General features: G+C 52.7%; 20 protein-coding genes. 4 read left to right on the forward strand and 16 right to left on the reverse strand.

All coding sequences use genetic code 11. The features are described from left to right. Positions 1-66: 66 nt before the first annotated feature. Complete coding sequence (locus VN24_RS13840; RefSeq protein ID WP_045670880.1) at positions 67-390, reverse strand: hypothetical protein; 324 nt, start codon at positions 388-390, stop codon at positions 67-69. Positions 391-538: 148 nt separating this feature from the next. On the opposite strand from VN24_RS13840, the gene VN24_RS13845 reads away from it, so the two are divergent. Beyond that, positions 539-952, forward strand: coding sequence for an immunity 70 family protein (locus VN24_RS13845; protein ID WP_045670881.1), 414 nt, complete (start codon positions 539-541; stop codon positions 950-952). A gap of 236 nt (positions 953-1188) precedes the next feature. Here the strand turns inward: VN24_RS13845 and VN24_RS13850 are convergent, their stop codons facing one another. From VN24_RS13850 to VN24_RS13900, 10 genes are all read right to left on the reverse strand, one after another. Next, on the reverse strand, positions 1189-2025 hold the full coding sequence (locus VN24_RS13850; RefSeq protein ID WP_045670882.1) for a prohibitin family protein: 837 nt from the start codon (positions 2023-2025) through the stop codon (positions 1189-1191). Between the two features lie 304 nt (positions 2026-2329). Next, the gene (locus tag VN24_RS13855) at positions 2330-2608 is read right to left on the reverse strand and encodes a hypothetical protein (protein ID WP_045670883.1); all 279 of its coding nucleotides are present in this window, start codon (positions 2606-2608) and stop codon (positions 2330-2332) included. 341 nt (positions 2609-2949) lie between these two features. After that, a complete protein-coding gene (locus tag VN24_RS13865) occupies positions 2950-3786 on the reverse strand; it encodes a MetQ/NlpA family ABC transporter substrate-binding protein (RefSeq protein ID WP_045670885.1) in 837 nt (278 codons plus the stop codon). Between the two features lie 41 nt (positions 3787-3827). Further along, the gene (locus tag VN24_RS13870; RefSeq protein ID WP_045670886.1) at positions 3828-4484 is read right to left on the reverse strand and encodes a methionine ABC transporter permease; all 657 of its coding nucleotides are present in this window, start codon (positions 4482-4484) and stop codon (positions 3828-3830) included. Further along, positions 4484-5488: a methionine ABC transporter ATP-binding protein gene (locus VN24_RS13875; RefSeq protein WP_045670887.1), complete on the reverse strand. Its 1005-nt coding sequence runs from the start codon at positions 5486-5488 to the stop codon at positions 4484-4486. Before VN24_RS13875 ends, VN24_RS13870 begins: the two co-directional genes overlap by 1 nt. A gap of 222 nt (positions 5489-5710) precedes the next feature. Beyond that, positions 5711-5959, reverse strand: a complete 249-nt coding sequence (locus VN24_RS13880) for a hypothetical protein (RefSeq protein ID WP_052702947.1) — start codon at positions 5957-5959, stop codon at positions 5711-5713. Between the two features lie 17 nt (positions 5960-5976). Next, the gene (locus tag VN24_RS13885) at positions 5977-7221 is read right to left on the reverse strand and encodes a hypothetical protein (protein WP_045670889.1); all 1245 of its coding nucleotides are present in this window, start codon (positions 7219-7221) and stop codon (positions 5977-5979) included. Positions 7222-7232: 11 nt separating this feature from the next. Next, positions 7233-8075: a hypothetical protein gene (locus VN24_RS13890; RefSeq protein WP_052702948.1), complete on the reverse strand. Its 843-nt coding sequence runs from the start codon at positions 8073-8075 to the stop codon at positions 7233-7235. Continuing rightward, complete coding sequence (locus VN24_RS13895) at positions 8072-8761, reverse strand: ATP-binding cassette domain-containing protein (RefSeq protein ID WP_045670890.1); 690 nt, start codon at positions 8759-8761, stop codon at positions 8072-8074. The genes VN24_RS13890 and VN24_RS13895 overlap by 4 nt, the downstream gene beginning before the upstream one ends. Further along, positions 8758-9186 (reverse strand): GntR family transcriptional regulator, encoded by a 429-nt coding sequence (locus tag VN24_RS13900; RefSeq protein ID WP_045670891.1) that lies wholly within the window; start codon positions 9184-9186, stop codon positions 8758-8760. The genes VN24_RS13895 and VN24_RS13900 overlap by 4 nt, the downstream gene beginning before the upstream one ends. A gap of 184 nt (positions 9187-9370) precedes the next feature. Between VN24_RS13900 and VN24_RS13905 the strand changes: the two genes are divergently transcribed. Further along, complete coding sequence (locus tag VN24_RS13905; protein ID WP_045670892.1) at positions 9371-10369, forward strand: phosphotransferase enzyme family protein; 999 nt, start codon at positions 9371-9373, stop codon at positions 10367-10369. A 45-nt stretch (positions 10370-10414) separates the two neighbouring features. On the opposite strand, the gene VN24_RS13910 is transcribed toward VN24_RS13905, so the two are convergent. Beyond that, on the reverse strand, positions 10415-11296 hold the full coding sequence (locus VN24_RS13910; protein ID WP_045670893.1) for a LysR family transcriptional regulator: 882 nt from the start codon (positions 11294-11296) through the stop codon (positions 10415-10417). Between the two features lie 127 nt (positions 11297-11423). On the opposite strand from VN24_RS13910, the gene VN24_RS13915 reads away from it, so the two are divergent. Continuing rightward, positions 11424-12488: a branched-chain amino acid aminotransferase gene (locus VN24_RS13915; RefSeq protein WP_045670894.1), complete on the forward strand. Its 1065-nt coding sequence runs from the start codon at positions 11424-11426 to the stop codon at positions 12486-12488. Positions 12489-13041: 553 nt separating this feature from the next. Here VN24_RS13915 and VN24_RS13920 read toward each other — a convergent pair. From VN24_RS13920 to VN24_RS13930, 3 genes are all read right to left on the reverse strand, one after another. After that, on the reverse strand, positions 13042-13710 hold the full coding sequence (locus tag VN24_RS13920; protein ID WP_045670895.1) for a DUF559 domain-containing protein: 669 nt from the start codon (positions 13708-13710) through the stop codon (positions 13042-13044). Positions 13711-13850: 140 nt separating this feature from the next. Beyond that, complete coding sequence (locus VN24_RS13925) at positions 13851-14624, reverse strand: Cof-type HAD-IIB family hydrolase (RefSeq protein ID WP_045670896.1); 774 nt, start codon at positions 14622-14624, stop codon at positions 13851-13853. Positions 14625-14758: 134 nt separating this feature from the next. Next, positions 14759-15430, reverse strand: a complete 672-nt coding sequence (locus tag VN24_RS13930) for an HAD family hydrolase (RefSeq protein ID WP_082084226.1) — start codon at positions 15428-15430, stop codon at positions 14759-14761. 321 nt (positions 15431-15751) lie between these two features. On the opposite strand from VN24_RS13930, the gene VN24_RS13935 reads away from it, so the two are divergent. Beyond that, positions 15752-16684: a manganese-dependent inorganic pyrophosphatase gene (locus VN24_RS13935; RefSeq protein ID WP_045670898.1), complete on the forward strand. Its 933-nt coding sequence runs from the start codon at positions 15752-15754 to the stop codon at positions 16682-16684. Between the two features lie 717 nt (positions 16685-17401). Here the strand turns inward: VN24_RS13935 and VN24_RS13940 are convergent. Continuing rightward, the gene (locus VN24_RS13940) at positions 17402-19480 is read right to left on the reverse strand and encodes a copper amine oxidase (RefSeq protein WP_052702949.1); all 2079 of its coding nucleotides are present in this window, start codon (positions 19478-19480) and stop codon (positions 17402-17404) included. Positions 19481-19627: the final 147 nt, after the last annotated feature.

Consider the following 19627-nt stretch of genomic DNA (forward strand, 5'->3'; position numbering starts at 1 on the left):
TAAGCAAGCGCTTGTTTTTCCTTATCCCTTGTTTCTCCCTCAAATTCAACATTTTGGTTAACTGCTTCAGTAGTTTGATATTGTTTTGACCGCTCGCTGCAAGCGATTGGCTGCTTGTTTGAGCACTTTAAGCGGTTCAATGGCTTCATATTTGGAGTGGGTGTGGGTCGCATCCACAAGAGTATCCGATGATTTCAAAAGTCCCTTTTCCACACATTGTTTGACGACCTCAGTCAGGAGATTCTCCACCTCGCCAGCCCGGATTTTATGGACGCGTAAGAGAGAAGGTAGCGAAGGGTCGGGCAAAGGATCTTCCCGGTTTAAACCAATAGGTTGTACAACTTTTGAATAAAGATCAACCGAAATAAAATAGATCAACTGAAACAACATCACCGACACCGGCCCGCGCGTTTCTGTTCCTGAACGCCGATGTCTGTTTGGGTTAACCACGGCTTGATAGTGTTTCGGTTAAGCTTGTAATAGTAGAACTGGTGGAAATGTAGAAATAAGATTGAAATCTAAAAGGGAGGAATAGAATATGGTTGGTTTATCAGCCTCATATTTTTGGTTTCCTGTGGGAACGGGCAACTTTCTACACGCATTCTTCTCTACAATTAGTTACAATCTTGAACCTAACGGATGGGGAACAAAGTACCCATTCTTGATGAAACGGCTTTATAGTGGAAACCTGGAGAATAAATTTGTGCCCGCTCTATTAGAAGAAGTGAAAGAAATCAGAAACTTATTAGAAGCCATTCCTCCAAGCAAAGTGATTTGGGATATTGAGGATCTGTCTAAACAGCCGCCATGGGGGAATGATATTAGCCCTGAAATTACAAGTTTAGCCAATTATTTTGCTAATAATAGAGGAGAAGATTTATTTGAACTTTTCAAAAGAGCTATTCAAACAGCAATAGACTATGACTTAGATCTAAAGATTAAAAGTTTGTAATCGTGTTGCAATGATTAGTTGCTTCATTTGTATAGAACTGACGTTAATTTTCAGAAACGTCAGTTCTATTTTTTTTCGAAGTTTTGAAAAAGCTTTAGTGCTTTAGCGTTCTGACTTTTTCACAGTAACAAGGGATTGAAGCGATAATCCTTGGCAAGAAAATTCCCCTTAAGCAACCGTTGCGGATTGCTTAAGGGGAATTGCATCAAACGATGGACGGAGCGGTTATGATGGAATTACTTGCCGGTCATCTGGCCGACGTCGATGAACGGCGTGGCGCCGCCGGTGACGGAAGGCAGCTTGCCGTCCCATTTTTCCAGCGCTTTCTCCTGCACTTCGATTTGCTTCAGCTGGACGAGCTCGGGTGTCACTTCCTGCTTCTTCAGTTTCAGTGACCCCGCTTCGGCCTGGGCCTGCGCGATTTTTTGCTTCGCTTCGATTTGAATCCGTTTCAGATCGTTTTCCGCTTTGAGCGCCTGCTGCTGCGCAACCTGCTTTGCTTCGATCGACTGGTTGAACGCGTCCGAAAACTTGAAGTTGACAATGTTGATTTCATTCACGATCAGATCGTATTTGGCCAGCCGCTTCGTTAGAAGCTCGCTGATTTCGCCGGCAACGAGCTCCCGCTGCCCGATCAAATCTTCCGCCTTGTAACGGGCGGTCACTTCTTTGACGATTTCCTGAATGGCAGGATTGATAATGATCGAATCGTAAGCGCCTCCGATATTGTTCATCAGGTTAAAAACGGTTGATTTATCCACGGAATAGTTGACCGCCACATGCGTCGATACCGGCTGCAAATCTTTGGAAGAGGCGGAAGTGTCGGTTTCCGCTTTCGTCACCTGGGTGTTCACTTGAATGATCGACTGAAAAAACGGAATCTTCAAGTGAATGCCCGGCTCCAGTACGCTGTCGTTCAGCCTGCCGAACGTTTTGTACAACCCGACGTGACCGTACTGGACGGTCGAAACGGCGTTGAAGCCGACAATCAGTACAAACACCAGCACGATGGCGACCGTTATAAGCGGCCTAAGTCTCCCTTTTCTAATGTTTGGGTTCATTTCCGGATTCATGTCGCTTCCCCCTTATGTAGTACATTTTATGCGGCATTGTCTATTGAAAATGCACTTTTTACTACGCAATATAACCCAAATGGTAACAAAAAACCATATATTTACTTGCTCTTTACACATGCGGAGGCGGGAGTGGAAGCAACACAGGGGGAGTAGAAGCAACAAAGCGGAAATGGAAACAACACAGCGAAAAAAGAGCTGCTCCCGGGCGCAAGCTTCAGCTTGCCCTCGGAAACAGCCCTTATTTGTTCGTTATTCCGTGATTTGATCTAATGAGCTGCGGGCACGTTCCGTATCTATCCGCTTAAAAATGATCTTCTGTTCGTTCCCAATAGCTTCCCTCGCCAAAGTAATCCTGACAAACGCGATCAAGGCTATGAAGCGCATCAATAAATCCTTTTATATCACAAGTATGAAAAGTATCTTTTAGTTGGCGGTTTTCTTCAGTTATGGAGTAAACGTGAATTTCCATACAACCGTCCCATCTTACATTAACATCCAGAAGCTTATCGTCCGATTCCAGTTCCAAAGCTACCGTTCCACCATCTTCATTTCTTTGATGTTCCGTTTTGATGATCCACAAGTTAAACTTCTCCTTTGGTAACCAAATTCAAAATCCCATCACAATGTACCCATTATTTGGTCTCCCTATTCAAGTCCCGCCATCATCGCCGGGTTGATCCGACAACTCGCTGCGCGCAGACCGTAAATCAGGTGCATTCGAGCTGAGAGGAATAGGGTTATTCGAAAAAATTTCTCCTTTTTGCTGAACTCCAGAAGCGCATCTTGGCTGCTTCGAAAGAGCAGAAAAAGGGCTGTTCCCGGGCGCAAGCTTCAGCTTGCCCCCGGGAACAGCCCTTATAAGTTCGTTATTCCATCTTTCCCGTCAAACAGCAGGCAGATGCGTTATCGGTATCCGACCGCTTAAAACGCCGGCAGGATGGAGCCTTTATAATTGTCATTGATAAACGTCTTGACTTCGTCCGAGTTCAGCGCCTTGACCAGCTTCCCGATGGTATCGGAATCTTTGTTGTCCGGACGGGTGACAAGGATGTTGACGTAAGGGGAATCTTTACCTTCGATAAACAGCGCGTCCTTCGTCGGGTCAAGTTTCGCTTCCAGCGCAAAGTTCGTATTGATGATCGCCAGATCGACTTCATCCAATACGCGCGGCAGCGTAGCGGCTTCCAACTCCTTGAATTTCAGGTTTTTCGGGTTGTCCGTCACGTCCTTGACGGTTGCGGCGACACCTGTGCCGTCCTTCAGCTTGATCAAGTCATTGGCCGCCAGCAACAGCAGCGCGCGTCCGCCGTTGGTCGCATCGTTTGGAATCGCGACGGTGGCGCCGTCTTTCAATTCGCCGGTCGACTTGATCTTTTTGGAGTAAGCGCCTATCGGCTCCAGATGCACGCCGGCCACTTTAACGAGGTCGTAGCCTTTGTCTTTGTTGAACTGGTCCAAATAAGGGGTATGCTGATAAAAGTTCGCGTCCAGCTGTTTTTCATACAACTGAACATTCGGCTGCACGTAATCGTTGAATTCTTTCACTTCAAGCGTAATGCCTTCTTTGGCCAAAATCGGCTTGACGACGTTTAAAATTTCGGCGTGCGGAACGGGGGTCGCTCCGACCGTCAGCGTGACGTTTTTTTCTTCCGAAACGGAGCTGCCGGCGCTGTTGCCGGCGGTTTCTTTTTTGGCGCCGCAGGCGGCAAGCGCCACGCTGAGCATGATGAATAGCATGATGATCATCGATTTTTTCATTTGGTTACCCTCCTATAAATGGATCTATTTATTTCAAATCCTCACTTGCGGCTGAACCTGCGGACGAGCAGGTCACCGGCTGTTTGAAGAATTTGGACGAGCACGATAAGAAGCACGACCGTCACGAGCATGACATCGGTCTGGAACCGCTGATAGCCGTAACGGAGCGCCAGGTCGCCAAGACCGCCGCCGCCGATTACGCCCGACATCGCCGTGTACGAGACGAGCGTAACGGCCGTAATCGTAATGCCGGCGATCAGGCCCGTCCGCGCTTCGGGAAGCAGGACGCGGCGCACGATGTCCCACTTGGATGCGCCCATCGCCTGTGCCGCTTCAATGACGCCGCGGTCGACCTCGCGCAGCGACGTTTCGACCAAGCGGGCGAAGAATGGCGTTGCCGCGACGACAAGGGGCGGGATGGAGCCTTCGACGCCGATGGAGGTGCCGGTAATCCATTTGGTGAACGGCATGATGGAGATCATCAGGATGACAAACGGCACGGATCGGAGCACATTGACGACGACGGACAAAACGCCGTATACGGCGGGCTGGCGCAGCAGCAGCCTGCTTGACGTTAAATAGAGCACGATGCCAAGCGCCAAGCCGAGCACGAACGTGAATGCAAGCGAGACGGCCATCATCCAGACGGTATCTTGAGACGCCTGCCAAATCTCGTCCCACGAAATCTTTTTCAGCATCAAGAGATCACCTCCGCATGAAGTCCGTCCCTGTTCATCGCTGCGACAACGCGGTCGATTTCGGACGGTTCGCCTTTCAGCTCCACAACCAGTTGACCGTACGGCGTATGCTTGATGCGCGACACCGTCCCGTGCAGGATGGCGCAGCTGACTCCGCTCGCTTTCAATGTTTCGAACAGGATCGGTTCGTACGTTTCATCGCCCGAATAATGGATGCGGAACAGTTGTCCGCCCGCGCGCCGCTTGAAAGCACCGAAATCGATTTTGTCCGCATTTTCGCTGACGAACCGCTGGGTAACGGCATGCTTCGGAGTGAGAAAAACATCGAGCACGCTCCCTTCCTCGACGATTTCGCCGCCCTCCATGACAGCTACGCGGTCGCAGATCGAACGGATAACGTTCATCTCGTGCGTAATGAGCAGGATGGTAATGCCCAACTCCTCGTTAATGTCCTGCAGCAGCGACAAAATCGATTGGGTCGTCTGCGGATCAAGCGCCGAAGTCGCTTCGTCGCAAAGCAGCACATCGGGATTGTTCGCAAGCGCCCTGGCGATGCCGACGCGCTGCTTCTGGCCGCCTGAGAGCTGTGCCGGGTACTTGTCGCCGTGCTCCTGAAGCCCGACCAGCTGCAGGAGCTCTTCCACACGCCAGCGGATTTCCGCTTTGGACTGTTTGTCCAGCTTGAGCGGAAACGCGATATTGTCGCGCACGGTGGCTGTAGACAGCAAGTTGAAATGCTGAAAAATGATGCCGATTTTGCGGCGCTGCTTCTGCAGCTGGCGTTCCGTCAGGGCGGTCAGCTCCGTCTCTCCGACGTGCACCGAACCGGAGGTCGGGCGCTCCAGCAGATTGACGCACCGCAGCAGCGTGCTTTTGCCGGCCCCGGAATGTCCGATCACGCCGAAAATTTCTCCTTGTCCAACCTGCAGCGAAATATTGCGAATGGCCTGAACCGCATGTTGTCCCGACCCGTAATATTTGCTGATATTGCGCAATTCAATCAGTTTGACCCCTCCATTGCCGACTATATTAAACTAACCCTAGTTGATTATAGGTATTTGGGGAAAATAAAACCTATTATAAAAAGATAGTTAGCAAACGTCAATGATTTATTTAATTTTGATTACGTTTATTTAAATAAAAAGCTTTTTAACGTTTACATATTATGATTCAATGCCCAATCCGAAAAAAAATCCGCGCTGCGCGCGGACTGAAAGTGAGGCCGGTCATTCGGCATGATTCGATTGTTTTACCGCTAAGGCACGAGCAATTGCCGTTTTCTTTAGGATGGCCAGCTGCGAAGAGGAGGGAAGGATGAAAAATTCATCCCGCCGGCTTACTTCAAGCAGTGCAGTCATGGCTGCTTTGGTCGCCAAAGCTTCATTTTCAAGCAGATAATAAACCATTTGATAGGTATAAACTTCAAGATTTCGGAGAAACTCGACTTTCAGGTTGAAAGCGATGGGCGTATTCATAGCCATTACCTGGTTGTTCAATGTTTGAGACCGATATTCAGCAGGTTCAGGTGCGCAAGGTTGGCCGCAGCCTCTTTCTTCGGTCCGTTATAAACGGCTTCGCCTTTGTACAGCACAGTTCCGTCCATTGCATTCACCACGGCGGCAAGGGCGGTACGGCTGCGGTGCATTAGGATATAGAGGCGGTCGTCTTCCAACACCGCGTTATCGATTTTATCTGCGCCCAGCTGCTTGGCGGTGATAGTCATTTCCTTCCCGGTGACGCCCGTTTCCAGATTGTATGTCTTCAAACGGATAATGCCGGGGCTAGAATCGTGTGAATACAACTGATTTCCGGTTAACGAATAGTTAAAGCGAGGGCCGAGCTTTCCTTCCGATAACGTTTCCGGCAGAGCGGTCAGTTGTCCGGTCTTGTAGGAATAGGAATAAAGGTGCGCCGCTATCCGCTCGCTATTTTTTCCGTGTTCGTTCGTCCAAACTTTATTTTCGTTCACGACAAGCAGACAATAAGCGGAAGGTTCTACATTGTTGCTGCCGGTTGCGACGTCGATTCGATATTCGATCTCCTTCGTATTAACGAATCCGGGGTCCAGCTTTACTTCCCGAATCAGCTGTCCGCTTGTCATATTCACGACATAATCGTAGTATTCGATTTTCAGTGAATCCGCAGTGTGATCCGCAGACTGTTCAGGCCAATACGATTGTGCTGCCACGATATGCAGCTCATTGCCGAGCCGCTGGACGTCGTAGGAACCGCTTATAAACGAAGGCCCTCCGCCTACGATTGTCTCAAAATTTTGCGATTTACCCGAATCCAAATGAAGAAGGCTGACATTCAAGACCGCCCTCTGAGCCGGTTTATCGCGGTTTAAGATGGCCGGCTGCACATAGATGAGCCACTCCTTGTCCTTATAGAAGCCGAACGGCCAACCTTTTCCCCTCATAAACTGGCGGTGCTCCGCGATCAGCTGCTTCATGCCGTATCTTTCTGTAAACCAGCGGCGGGCGCCGAAAAAGGATTTGCTGAAGACGGATTCCCTGCTTGAATAATCGCTGCCGTCTATGCCGACCGTAAGAGATTCCGAGCGCATTCGCCCGCCGTAGTGGCCGGAAAGTTCGATTTTTGCGGCCTCATCGGCATTGCCTTCAAGCGTCATCAGCCTGTATTGCGGCAGGCGGTCCGCAGCGTTGTACACGTAGTAACTGCCAACTCCGGCCACGATGAGTAAACCCAGTAAAATGCTCAGCGCGTAACGCTTCATAATGCCCCTCCTTACACCGTTATCTTTTTAGCGATCAGCCGGAATCCAAGCCAAATGGAAACAGCTGCGATGATTGCACATACCGCAAGCTCGATGACGAATATTTCTCCAGGATACAAATAAGCGAAGGGTGATTCGAATCCAAGCGTCAAAAGCGGCATCAAAAAAGCGGCTACGCATGCGACCATGTAAAGGATCGCATAGAGAATTCCAATCCGCCGGTAGCTTCTTTCGATCAGGATGGCGGTGAACACGATCAAAACGGCGATGACGCCAAGTCCGTATCCCATAAGAAATTGAGCTAGATTATGCGGCAGCAGAACAGGTAGCGCCTGGTTGGCCGAAATGGCGTCCGCAAACGGCGAAGCTTCCCTCATGTCGGCCGGCACGATCATGTTGAAAATCAGCGTTTCGAGCTGCAGCAGCAGCAGCTGAAAGGCCAGCAGACCGAACACGAAGACGAGAATGGCGGTTAATTTGGCCAAATAAATGTTTCGTCTCTCCGTCGGCAGCATCAGCAGCCGGTAGACGAAGGTGCTTCGGCCGATCCAGTCGCGATACCAGATGAGGAAAACATATAAGGCAAGCGCAGCTATACAGATCAGAATCGGTATTATGAACCAGAACTGTGTATTAAACATCGCCCACGCAAACGAAAGTTTGCCGCTTGGGAAGAAGGGGGTGCCGGGTACAGGCGCGCCTTTCAGGGCCGCTTCCTGTCTAAAAGACACTTCCTGTGACAGCTTGAATATCATCGGAACGGTTTGGAACAGCAGCGTAACGGCCATCAGGCCTGCCATCACATAACGGAAACGATGGATTTCCATATGTACCAGTTTCAAATAACGGTTCACGTCCGGTACACCTCCCTCATGACGTCAATCACGGATTTTCCCTGCTCGCTGCGCATCTGTTCGCAATCAAACGACAGGCCGACTTTGCCGTCATGAAGCAAAACGGCCCTGTCGATCAGATGCTCGACGTCCCCGATCTCATGTGTCGTCAGCAGCACTCCGCGATCCTCGATCAAGTGGCTAGTGAATACCTCTGCGATTTGCTCTTTGCTGAACAGATCGATGCCCGAGAATGGCTCGTCCATCAGCACATAATCTGTGTCCTGAGCGAGGCCCAGCACTAAATTGAGCTTGGCCGCCGTTCCTTTGGAGAGGCTTCCGATCCGCTCGGACGGGTCCAGGCGGAAGAAGCTTATGAGCTCTTCGGCCCGTGCCGGGTTCCAGCTGCGGTAAAAGTCCTGCATGAACCGGAGCCCGTCGGCAACCCTCATGCCGGTCGGCATCGTCAGGCGGTCCGGTATGAACGCCACCTTCTCATACATATTTTTTCCAATCGGCTCACCGTCGATCAGGACGGTTCCATTTTTCAGCGGGGTCAGTCCCATAATCGCCTTCAGTATCGTCGATTTTCCCGCACCGTTGATGCCGATCAGGCACGTAATCTGCCCTTTGGCGGAGGTGAAGGAAACGCCGCTAAGCACATCGCGGCGGCGGTACCGCTTATAAAGGCCGTTCACGTCAATCATGCCCGTCCACCTTCCGTATCCGCTTGCTTTTCCATGGCTAAGCCTTCCTCGTATTTGCGTTTGACCACCGCCAGCACTTCGTCAACCGGAACATCGATCTTGCGGACGGATGCGACAAAGGCGTCGACGGCATCGCCAAGAAGCTCCGACCGGATCGTGCGCAGCACATCCTGATCGGGCGTTATTTTGCTGGGGGAATTCCCTTCGGTTACGATCAACTGCTGCTCCTCCATTTCCTTATATGCTTTTTGCGCCGTATTGGGATTAATCTTCATCAATGCCCCGAGCTCCCTTCGCGAAGGAATGGCGTCACCTGCACCAAGCCGGCCGGTGGCGATCATTTCCTTGAAATGACGGACCACCTGAAGATAGACCGGATCACGGTTATTGAACGCAACTTCCGTCCAGCCTTCATTCGTTTTCATTCGTCAACCTCTCATTCGTCGCGAGTGTGTGTACTATGTAGTTCATACACTATAGGTGTATTATGCGGATCATACAGCAGCTTGTCAACAATAAAACGGCTTTAAATCAAAATTTCCGTTTCGTATCGCTGCGGCGCAGTGGTATGCTTGAGTAAAAACAACTCCATTCAAAGGCGGGGTTCAGATGGATAATTGGCAGACGACGTTTACGAAAGAGCGCTTAGCGGCAGCGTCGCAGCGGTTTGGCATCAACCCGGAGACCGCCCGACGGATCGGCGGATTCGAAAATATATTGTACGGATACCGGAGCAAAGGGCGCGACCTCGTGCTGCGTGTCTCCCACAGCTCCCACCGGCCGGCGGACCAGATTTTGGCCGAGCTGAATTGGGTCGGTTATTTGGCGGACAACGGCGCAAGTGTGGCGAAGCCGGTGCCGTCGGATTTGGGCAGTTTGATCGAAGTGATGGAAGCGGACCGGGGCTACTTCACGTTAACCGGATTCGAACGGGCTCCCGGGGGCCATGCGGACGCCCGGCACGGCGAATGGGGAACGAAACTGTTCGAGGCTTGGGGGCAGCTGACGGCCGAAATGCATGCGCTTGCGAAAACCTACAACGTGACGCGCGGGATGCCGGTCAGGCCCGATCAGGACACGTTAGCCTTCGACACGGAAAGCTTTGCCTCTCCGGAGGAGTGGGGTGCGTGGCGCAAATATGCGGAGGTTTCGGAAGCGATAAGCGCGCTTCCCCGAGGGCGCGAAGGGTTCGGGCTGTGCCACCGGGATCTGCACCACGGCAACTTTTTCGTATCGGACGGACGGATTACGGCGTTTGATTTTGACGATTGCGGTTACGATTACTTTGTCCAGGACATCGCGATGGCGGTCTATTATGCGTCCGTTTTTCCGGTATGGAACGGTCCGCTGTACGATAACGACGAAATTTCGGCGTTTGCAAACCGGTTTCTCCAGCATTTCATGAAGGGGTACAACCGGGCGGGACGGCTTGGCGATGAGTGGCTGCGCGAGCTGCCTCTTTTCATCGAAAGACGGCGCAGCGACCTTTGTCTCATTCTGTTCAATGCGTGGAGCGCCGAATCGGCAAGCGATGCCCGGCGGAAGTGGCTTGTCCACAATCTTGCCGAAATCCGCAGCGGCGTTCCTTGCATGGCGCTTGATGTATAGCGGCGATTGGCGATTGGAGTGCCATGACTTCCGCGTGTGAGATAATCAGAACATGTCGATGAAGTTGCGGGCGCTTTTGGACAGGTAACGGTCTTTGAGCCATACGATCCCGACCTCGGACTGGAAGTCGGCATCGGCAAGGTTCAGCATTTTGATCGTAGGAATGGGAAAGGACGCCATAACCGATTTTGGAAAAAGGGTCGCGCCGATGCCCGCCGCCACAAGCGCGATAATGATGGCGACGCTGGAGCATTCGCATATAATATGCGGCCGCAGGCCGTGCTGACGGAACTGATTTGTTACCCGCTCGTGCATGCCGGTCGTCTGATCGGTTTTCAGTGTCAGCAGCGGGTACTCCGCCAACTCGCGCATCGTGATCGATTGCCGGCCCGGATGCGTCCAGCCGCTCGGAATGACGGCTACGAACGGGTCGGAAGGCAGCTGCAGCACGTGATATTGCCGCGATTCGGCTGCCGCCTCGAACGGAAGTCGGGCGACGATCATCTCGATTGTACGCTTCTCCAGCTGTGCGCCGAGCAGGAAATGGTCGCCCTCCTGGATTTTAAACGTCACGCCCGGGTAGTGCTGCCGGAACCGTTCGATCCGCTCGGGCAGCAGCGAAATACAGGAGACGACCGCTCCGATCGGCAGCACGCCCTGCACTCCTTCATCGAGCTCCTTCACTTCTTTCAGCGTTTCCTGAAACTGGGCGAGCAGTAATTCGGCCCGGCTGCGCAGCAGCTCGCCCGCATGGGTGAGCGTCAGCCGGTTGCCGCTGCGGTCGAACAGTATTACGCCGAGCTCCTGCTCCATCAGCTTCAGCTGCCGACTGAGCGGGGGCTGCTCCATGTTGAGCGACTTGGCGGCACGCGTAATTTGCCCTTCCTTCGCCACCGCCAAAAAATAACGCAGCTGACGCATATCCATTCGCATTCCTCCGCCCAAAGTATACTTAATAGGTATGATTATCCCATAAAACAGATACTATGAATATACCTGGGGGAGTGATACGATTGGGTTACAACTATCATTCGGTGTAAGGAGATGCATGAAGGTGGCTTATTCGATCGCAATTGAGCGCACGAGCGCTCCCAAAACGAAGCCCGAAGTATCCCGGATCGGGTTCGGGACTATTTTTACCGACCATATGTTTATGCTGGATTACGAAACGGGAAAAGGCTGGCACAGTCCGCGCGTTGTGCCGTATCAGCCGATTACGCTCGACCCGGCGGCGAAGGTGTTTCATTACGGCCAGACGGTGTTTGAAGGGTTAAAAGCGTTCAAAACGGCGGACGGCGCCATTTCCCTTTTCCGGCCGGACATGAATTTCCGCCGTTTGAACCGCTCGAACGACCGGCTGAGCATTCCTCCCCTCGACGAGGAGCTTGCGCTTGCAGGGCTGAAGACGCTGATCGGCGTCGATGCGGACTGGATTCCGGCTGAAGAAGGGACGTCCTTGTACATCCGGCCGTTTATTATCGCCACCCAGCCGACGCTGGGCGTTGCGCCGTCCCGAAACTATCTGTTCATGATCATTCTGTCGCCGGTCGGCGCCTATTATGCGGAAGGCATCAACCCCGTCAAAATCCATGTCGAATCGGATTATGTGCGGGCGGTGCCCGGCGGCGTCGGCAATGCGAAGACGGCAGGAAACTACGCGGCGGGCTTGAAGGCGCAGGAGGAGGCGCCGCAGGGCTATTCGCAGGTGCTGTGGCTCGACGGCGTCCACCGCAAATATATCGAGGAAGTCGGCAGCATGAACATGTTTTTCAAAATAAACGGAAAAGTGGTCACGCCGGCGCTGAACGGCAGCATTTTGGAAGGCATTACGCGCGATTCGATGATCCGGCTGCTGACGCATTGGGGAGTTCCGGTGGAGCAGCGGCAAATCTCCATCGACGAAATTGCCGAAGCGCATCGCGACGGAACGCTGGAGGAAGCGTTCGGAACCGGGACGGCGGCCGTCATCTCCCCGGTTGGCGAGCTTCACTGGCAGGGTGAGAAGCTTGTCATCGGCGGCGGCAAGACCGGCGAGCTGTCCGCGCGGCTTTACGACACGCTAACCGGCATCCAGCGGGGCACCGAGCCCGATCCGTTCGGGTGGATGGTGCGGCTGTAGTTGGCAGCATCCACACGTTAACAGGGTGGAGCTGCTGTAAGCGGCAGCATCCACACGATAACAGGGTGGAGCTGCTGTAAGCGGCAGCATCCACTCGATCAAAGGATGGAGCTGCCTCATTTGTGCTCGCATGAATGAGGCAGCCCCCAATATGGCGCGATTCGGCGTATAATGGCTAAATTTGACGAAATTGATGCAATTTGGCGCAAAAGGACCTCCAGTTCCGTAGAAAAGCGGAGTTGGAGGTCCTTTTTACCATTTGAACTCTCTAGGCCTGCAAATGTGCAGTTTTTATCTAGGGAAATCGTTTGTCGGAGGGAAAAGCCTGCAAATATACAGGAATTCCAGGGCGTATTCACCTTAACAGGCGGTTGGACCGACAAAAAAATGTAGATTTGCAGGAATTTCAACGTGGTGGATAAATGAGAAGAAAAAAGATGTACGAACGCAGGAATTTTAAAAAACCATGACTGCGTGCTTCTCTAAAATCCCTGAAGTAGGCTCTCAATAATTCCTGAAATGAACTTCTCTGTAATTTCTGAAGTGAACTTCTCTATAATTCATGAATCGCGCTTCGCTGAAGTTCGTACCGCACGACATGTTTGCCTTTCGCCCCGGATGTCGCAGAGAACAGACCCTTCGTGCAGAGCGATTGCAGCGTTCGGACGGCTGTGCGATGGTTGATGCCTAGATGGGTCTCGACGTCGATAGGGCGCAGAGGGCGAGCGAGCATACAGGCAAGGCGTATGATTTCCCGCTCCGTCACTTGAATCAGCTTGACCGGGGAAGATTGCGGCTGATAGCGGCTTAACACCATGCGCAGCAGAGTGATGCATAGCTCGGGACGATGAGCGACGTCGTCATATGCAAATGAAATGACTTGAAACCCGATTGCAGTTAAAAAGGTTTCCCGGTTCAGTTCGTTGCAATACTTTTGTCTGTCCATATCCCGGACGTGCGGACCGAAGCCTTTGATTTCGACGATCAGCTTCACACCAGGCGTCAGCCAGGCGAAATCGCAGAAATAGGATCGGCCGCGCCAATCGACAACTTCGAATTCCGGATGAAAACCGTCGAAATTACTACGGTGAGGCCACCATACATTGCAGCAAAACAACTTTTCGGCTTCCCTATGACCCCGCTCAAGACGACCTTTTCGTTCCCCCGTTCGTCTCTGCAGATGGTACTGAATAAATGCGTCATGCGCTTCTTCAAAATTCATTGTACAGTCTCCCTCCCAAATAAAAGAAGAACGACACTGTTCCATTCGCTTGGAATGGAGAGTGACGTTCTTCGTCTTAATCGATTGTAATGTTAATTGTACTTGACCGGAGCGGTGCGGGTTCCTTTTTCACCCCACCGCTAAATCAGCTTCGCGTAACGCAGTCCTTGACGGATGCCGCCTTCATCGACCGATGCGGTAACATAATCGGCGTACGGCAGCAGCTCCTTGTGGGAGTTGCCCATCGCGATGCCGAGGCCGACGTGGGTGAGCATTTCCTTGTCGTTCAAACCGTCCCCGAATGCGACGGCGTCCGCGGGCGTCAGGCCGAGCCGGTCAAGCATCGCCTCGATGCCCTGCGCTTTGGAACCGCCGGCGACAAGCACGTCCATCGCTTTCGGGTGCCAACGAACGAGCCGCAGATCGTCGAACGCGCCCTCGTAAAGCGGCTCTTCATGCGCCTCACAGTGGAGAAAAGCTTGGTAGATGTCCGTATTGCGCCAAAAATCCGGATCGTAACCCGGCTGGTCGACCCGCAGCGAAGCGACCGCTTCGTACACATGGGGATGATTTTCCACGTTTGTGAAAAAGGTTTCGCTGCCTTCGAACACGAGCGAATGGTTGTGGCGCGCCGCATGTTCAACCAGCTTCTCCAGACTGGAAAGCGGAATGGTGCGGTGGTAAAGCGGATCTCCCTTGTACACGACGTAAGCGCCGTTCAAGCTGACAAACGATTCAATGCCGAGCAGCTCGGCCAAAGGCTGGAAGAAATAAGGGGCGCGGCCGGTTGCGATAACAGGCTCCACGCCGTTCTCCTTCAGCTCGGCGATCGCTGCGATCGTGTCTTGAGGCACTTGTTTTTCCTCGTTCACGAGCGTGCCGTCAATGTCGAAAAATGCGATTTTATACGTCATGATTCTCTCCTATTCAATTCTCTTTAGTCTGTCGTTCGTCCATCACTTGCAGTCTGTTCACTATCAGTCCATCACTAACAGTCCATTACCAGAAGTCCGTTCACGTGCAGACCAGTCTCTTGCGAATCCCGCCTTCAGCCTGCGGGCGAGCCTTCGGCCTCGTTCAACTGCCGGATCAATTCGGCGAGAGGCTGGTCGCCCATGGAGCGGATGCGCAGATCGTACGCTTCGAACAGCAAGTTCTCAGTTACGCGGTTGGGCACGATAATGCAGCGCAGTCCGGCCGCCTTGGCCGCTTTGGCGCCGTTCACGGAATCTTCGAACGCGACCGCTTTGCTAGGCTCCACGCCGAGAGATTCGATCGCGCGCAAATACAGCTCGGGATCGGGCTTGATGTTCGTTACGTCTTCGCTTGTTTTGATCGTTTGGAAGTAAGAGCGCAGCCCGAGCTCGTCCAGAAACCGGTCGATCCACTTCCGGCTCGAGCTGGAGGCCAGTCCGATCATCAGCCCGGCTTGCTTCGCTTCCTCCAAATAATCCCGCACGCCTTGGCGCTCCTGCACATTGAGGATTTTGTCATCGTGCAGCCGGGCGGCCGCCTCGACGATTTGAAGCGCCTGCGCTTCCCCTCCGACCACTTCCTTCAAATAGTTCCGCATTTCGGTATCGTGCGTGCCGATGCAGCGGCTGAACACCTCAATTGGAAACTCCAAATTGAGGGCGGACAGCGTTTCCCGGTAACAATCGTACCAGATCGATTCAGTGTCGACAATGAGTCCGTCGAAGTCAAAAACGATCGCCTTAATCAACGTAATCCCTGCTTTCCATTGGCCAACCGAGGCGCGCAGCGGCGTTCTTTTTCCCCATTTTTCTACATTATCCACCGCTTGTCAACGGGGAAGCACCAAAGAAAAATGAAGAAAAATTTTACATGAGGGGTATGAATGAGAGGAGGATGAGATGAGTTTCATACGCCGCCATACGCGATTAAAAATATGAAGTATTGCTAAATCGCAACCATGTGAAACCGGAGAAAGTCATTTCCCCCCGTAAAGGGATAGGAATAACAACGAATATGCGTTATAATAAACCAGGATTGTGAAAAATAACGACTAAGGAGACCGATTATGGGAAAAGTTCTTGTCTTTGGACACAAAAATCCGGATACGGATACGATCTGTTCCGCTATCGCATACGCTGAATTGAAAAACAAGCTGGGTCTGGAAGCGGAAGCTGTCCGCCTCGGCGAAGTGAACGGGGAAACCCAGTTCGCCCTCAATAAATTTGGGATCGAAGCGCCGCGCCTTGTAGAGAGCGTTGCAGCTGAAGCGAAGCAGGTCATTCTCGTCGACCACAACGAACGCCAGCAAAGCGCTTCCGATATCGATCAAGTGCAAGTCATCGAGGTTATCGACCACCACCGGATCGCCAACTTCGAAACGAGCGGCCCGCTGTACTACCGCGCTGAGCCGGTCGGCTGCACCGCAACGATTTTGAACAAGCTGTACAAAGAAAACGGCGTGCCGATCCGCAAGGAAATCGCCGGTCTGATGCTGTCCGCGATCGTTTCCGACTCGCTGCTGTTCAAATCGCCGACCTGCACCGAGCAGGACGTTGCCGCTGCCCGCGAGCTGGCGGAAATCGCCGGCGTGGACGCAGACAGCTACGGATTGGACATGCTTAAAGCGGGTGCCGATCTGTCCGACAAATCCATTGCCCAGCTGATTACGCTCGATGCCAAAGAATTCTCCATGGGCAGCGCTAAAGTGGAAATCGCACAAGTGAACGCCGTAGACGTGAACGACGTGCTTTCCCGCCAAGCTGAAGTGGAAGCGGCACTCAGCGACGTTATCGCCACCAAAGGACTTGACCTGTTCCTGTTCGTCGTTACGGACATTTTGAACAACGATTCCGTCGGTCTCGCGCTCGGCTCCGCTGCAGATGCCGTCGAGCAGGCGTACAACGTCAAGCTGGAGAACAACAAAGCCGTTCTGAAAGGCGTCGTTTCGCGTAAATCGCAAATCGTCCCTGTACTGACGGAAACGTTCAACAAACGTTAATCGAATCGCAACATTAGTCTCACAGCGCTTGCGTGGGGATGTCAGAGCTTTATCGCGGCTGACCGACCTTCATCGCCAGTGCAGATTCAGAGGAAGAGCTGTCCGGGATTTATACACGGGCAGCTCTTTTTGTTATTTTAGCCAGGATTGATCAAGTTTCGGGTGAGAGCGGGAGCCTTTGAATGTGGTTCGAAATTTCACTGCCATTGATGATGGAGCTGTGAGAATTAGGGTAGAGGGGTGACTGGAAGGGTAAAGGTCATTTTTCAGCATCTTTTGTCCATTCTCCCATTAGCTCAGGAAAAATAATCTCGCACACTTTACTCTCGGGTCATTCACCTAAGGGGAAGCATCTCAGAACCATTCACCTCAGAACCTTCACCTCAGGAGCATTCACCTCAGGAGCATTCACCTCAGGTTCGAAATATGTTCGTTATTCAATATTGCATAGAGTTGTTCATAGCCTTTTTTTCTTTGAGTCCCTGAGTTAATGGGAGAGTGAAGAAAAGGACTCGAAAGACATACATGTTCGGGGGAGGCCTTCGGGGGAGGCCGTACATGAGACGAGACGCAAAAGCAGCAGGTTACGAAAACGATGCCCCTCAAAGGCACGTATCTTCTAGACGGTGAAAATCCATGCGGAACAAAAATAAAGCGAAAGGCCCCGCCGCTTGGACAAGGCCTTTAACGCCTGAAACGATAACCGCTGCAGTAACGTTATTTTTTTGCCGTCGTATCTTCCGTTGGTGCCGGCAAATCGAGCGTCGGGGTACGGTCCATGAAGTTGAACGGTTTGAGCATCAACGATCCCCACTCGGTCGACATCATCGGCCATTCCTCGGAACGCGGGATATGCGTCGTGCCGGTTGTAATCCAGACCACGTCGTCCTTTTGATAAATATCGCGGTTTTGTTCCGTCCATTTGGCGAGACCGGTATCGTTCGGATTTTGGTTGATGTACTTGCCTTCCGGATAAATTTCATCTTTCGCGTACGGCGTGACCCAAATGTGATTTTTTAAATAACCGGCACGCTTCATCAGATAATCGTCGTCACTGAACAGCGGATCTTCAGCGAACGGATGTGTGCCGCCCGCATGGGCAATGATCTGATAGCCGGACAAGTACCCGAGCTTGTTGCGTTTGTCGGGATTGGTGATCAGCACGACTTTGTCCGGATCGAATTTTTGCACCGCATCCTGTTCGGTCCGGTACGTCTTCTCCTCCAGCACCATCTCGCTCTTCTTGGCGGGATTTCCTTCGAGCGGCGCCGCTTTCGGGTCGAGCTCGAGCACCGTGTTGATCTCGCCGTCAACGTCCATGTCGAGACGGAAGTTGTAAATGTGCTGGTGGTAAACGGCGACCGTGTTTTTGTCGACGAGGGTGCCGCTTCTGATTTCGGCGTTGTCCGGATCGATGTAGTGATGGTCGTGGCTCTCGACGCTTGTCGATTTGGCGCCTTTGACCGCTTCGATGCCGGAAGCGCCGACGTTGATTTTGATATTGCCGTTCTGCTGGAACACATAATCAAACGTGTAGTCGTAATTGCCGACGGTCGAAATAAACCGCAGTACCAGCTCAAGGCGGGCGCGGCTGTCCGTACGCGGCCCCTCCATATGGGTCCAGTCGGAATCGGCGTAACGTTCGAAGATGCCGATCACTCTCGGCGACGTGTACGGCTTGCCGTTGTCGTCGTTCAGCGTGGCGTCGACGAACGTCGTGTTGTTCGGCACATCGGCTCCGGGCACCATCGGCCGGCCGAGCTTGCCGATGCCGTATTCGCCGGAATCCATGTACGTTTTCCAGTACCAGTTCACTCCCGGGTCGCCGTAAGGAACGGTCATGCCGCCCAAGCCGCCGCTGTACAGCACTTTGCGTTCCTTGCCGTGGTCGTTGAATGTGGCCGCCGAAACGATCGGACCGCGCCGAGAATCGAGGCGAAAGTGGAACTTCCAGCCCTGCCAGCTGATTTCATGCCCGTTAATTCGGTAATTGACTCCTTTCGGCTGGGTGATGACGATCGGTTTCGCCGGTTCGCGCTTGCTCGCCTTGTCGCCTTTCGTATAGCCGTGGTCGTTCATCGGCACCGGAATGACGCCTTCGTCTTCCACTTTCAGCACTTTTCGCTCGTCGATATCGACCGTCACGACGAGATTCTCGATCGGATGCGTGAAAAAGTTGCCGTCGCCGGTATCGAGGTAGGCCGTATATTTGTAGAGCCTGCGGTTCGGATCGCCGTTTTCCGGGCCGTAATAGCCGACGGACAAGCCGACCAGCTTCACTTTGTCAATCTTGCCGGCCAGTCCCCGCTTCTTCAGCGCGTTCACAAACGCCGGGTCTTTCCGGACGACGTCCGACGGGTCTTCGGCAAAGCTGACCATGGCGTAGCCGCCGGTATCGTTCTCCTTCCATTTCACAATTTGTTTCTTGTCCAGGTCGACAATTCCTTCGAACACTTGCCGTTTGTACGAAATGACGAATTCCGCCTGACGGGGCAGCTTGATGCTCTTCTTCACCTTATCCTGCGGGCTGCTCATCACCCAGTTCCAGACGGCTTTCTTGTCAGGCTCATGCAGGGCGATTTCCGTAAAACGCATGCCCGGCTTGTATTTGGAGCTATGTTTGATTAAGTACGATACCGAGTGGATCTCTTGTTCCGTAAGCGGATTAAGCGGATCGTAAGGCGCTTTCGGCGCAACCACGCCCGCGGCGGAGCTTGTCCCCGGCATGGCCGGGACCGCGCTTGCAAGCAGCAAACCGGCGGCAATTGTGCTGATAAGGGCAACTTTCTTCTTCAATGTCGGTTCCTCCATCTCTTCGTTTGTCGGATTCGAACAACACGGCCGTCTGTCTGACCCGGCCCGGCGACGCGTGCTTCCCGCGCAATCGTCCGCCCGGGGTAACAGCCGTTTCTGCTCGGTCTTAAATGTAATCGTAGCTGACGA

This window comes from Paenibacillus beijingensis (assembly GCF_000961095.1).
Classification (GTDB): domain Bacteria; phylum Bacillota; class Bacilli; order Paenibacillales; family Paenibacillaceae; genus Paenibacillus_O; species Paenibacillus_O beijingensis.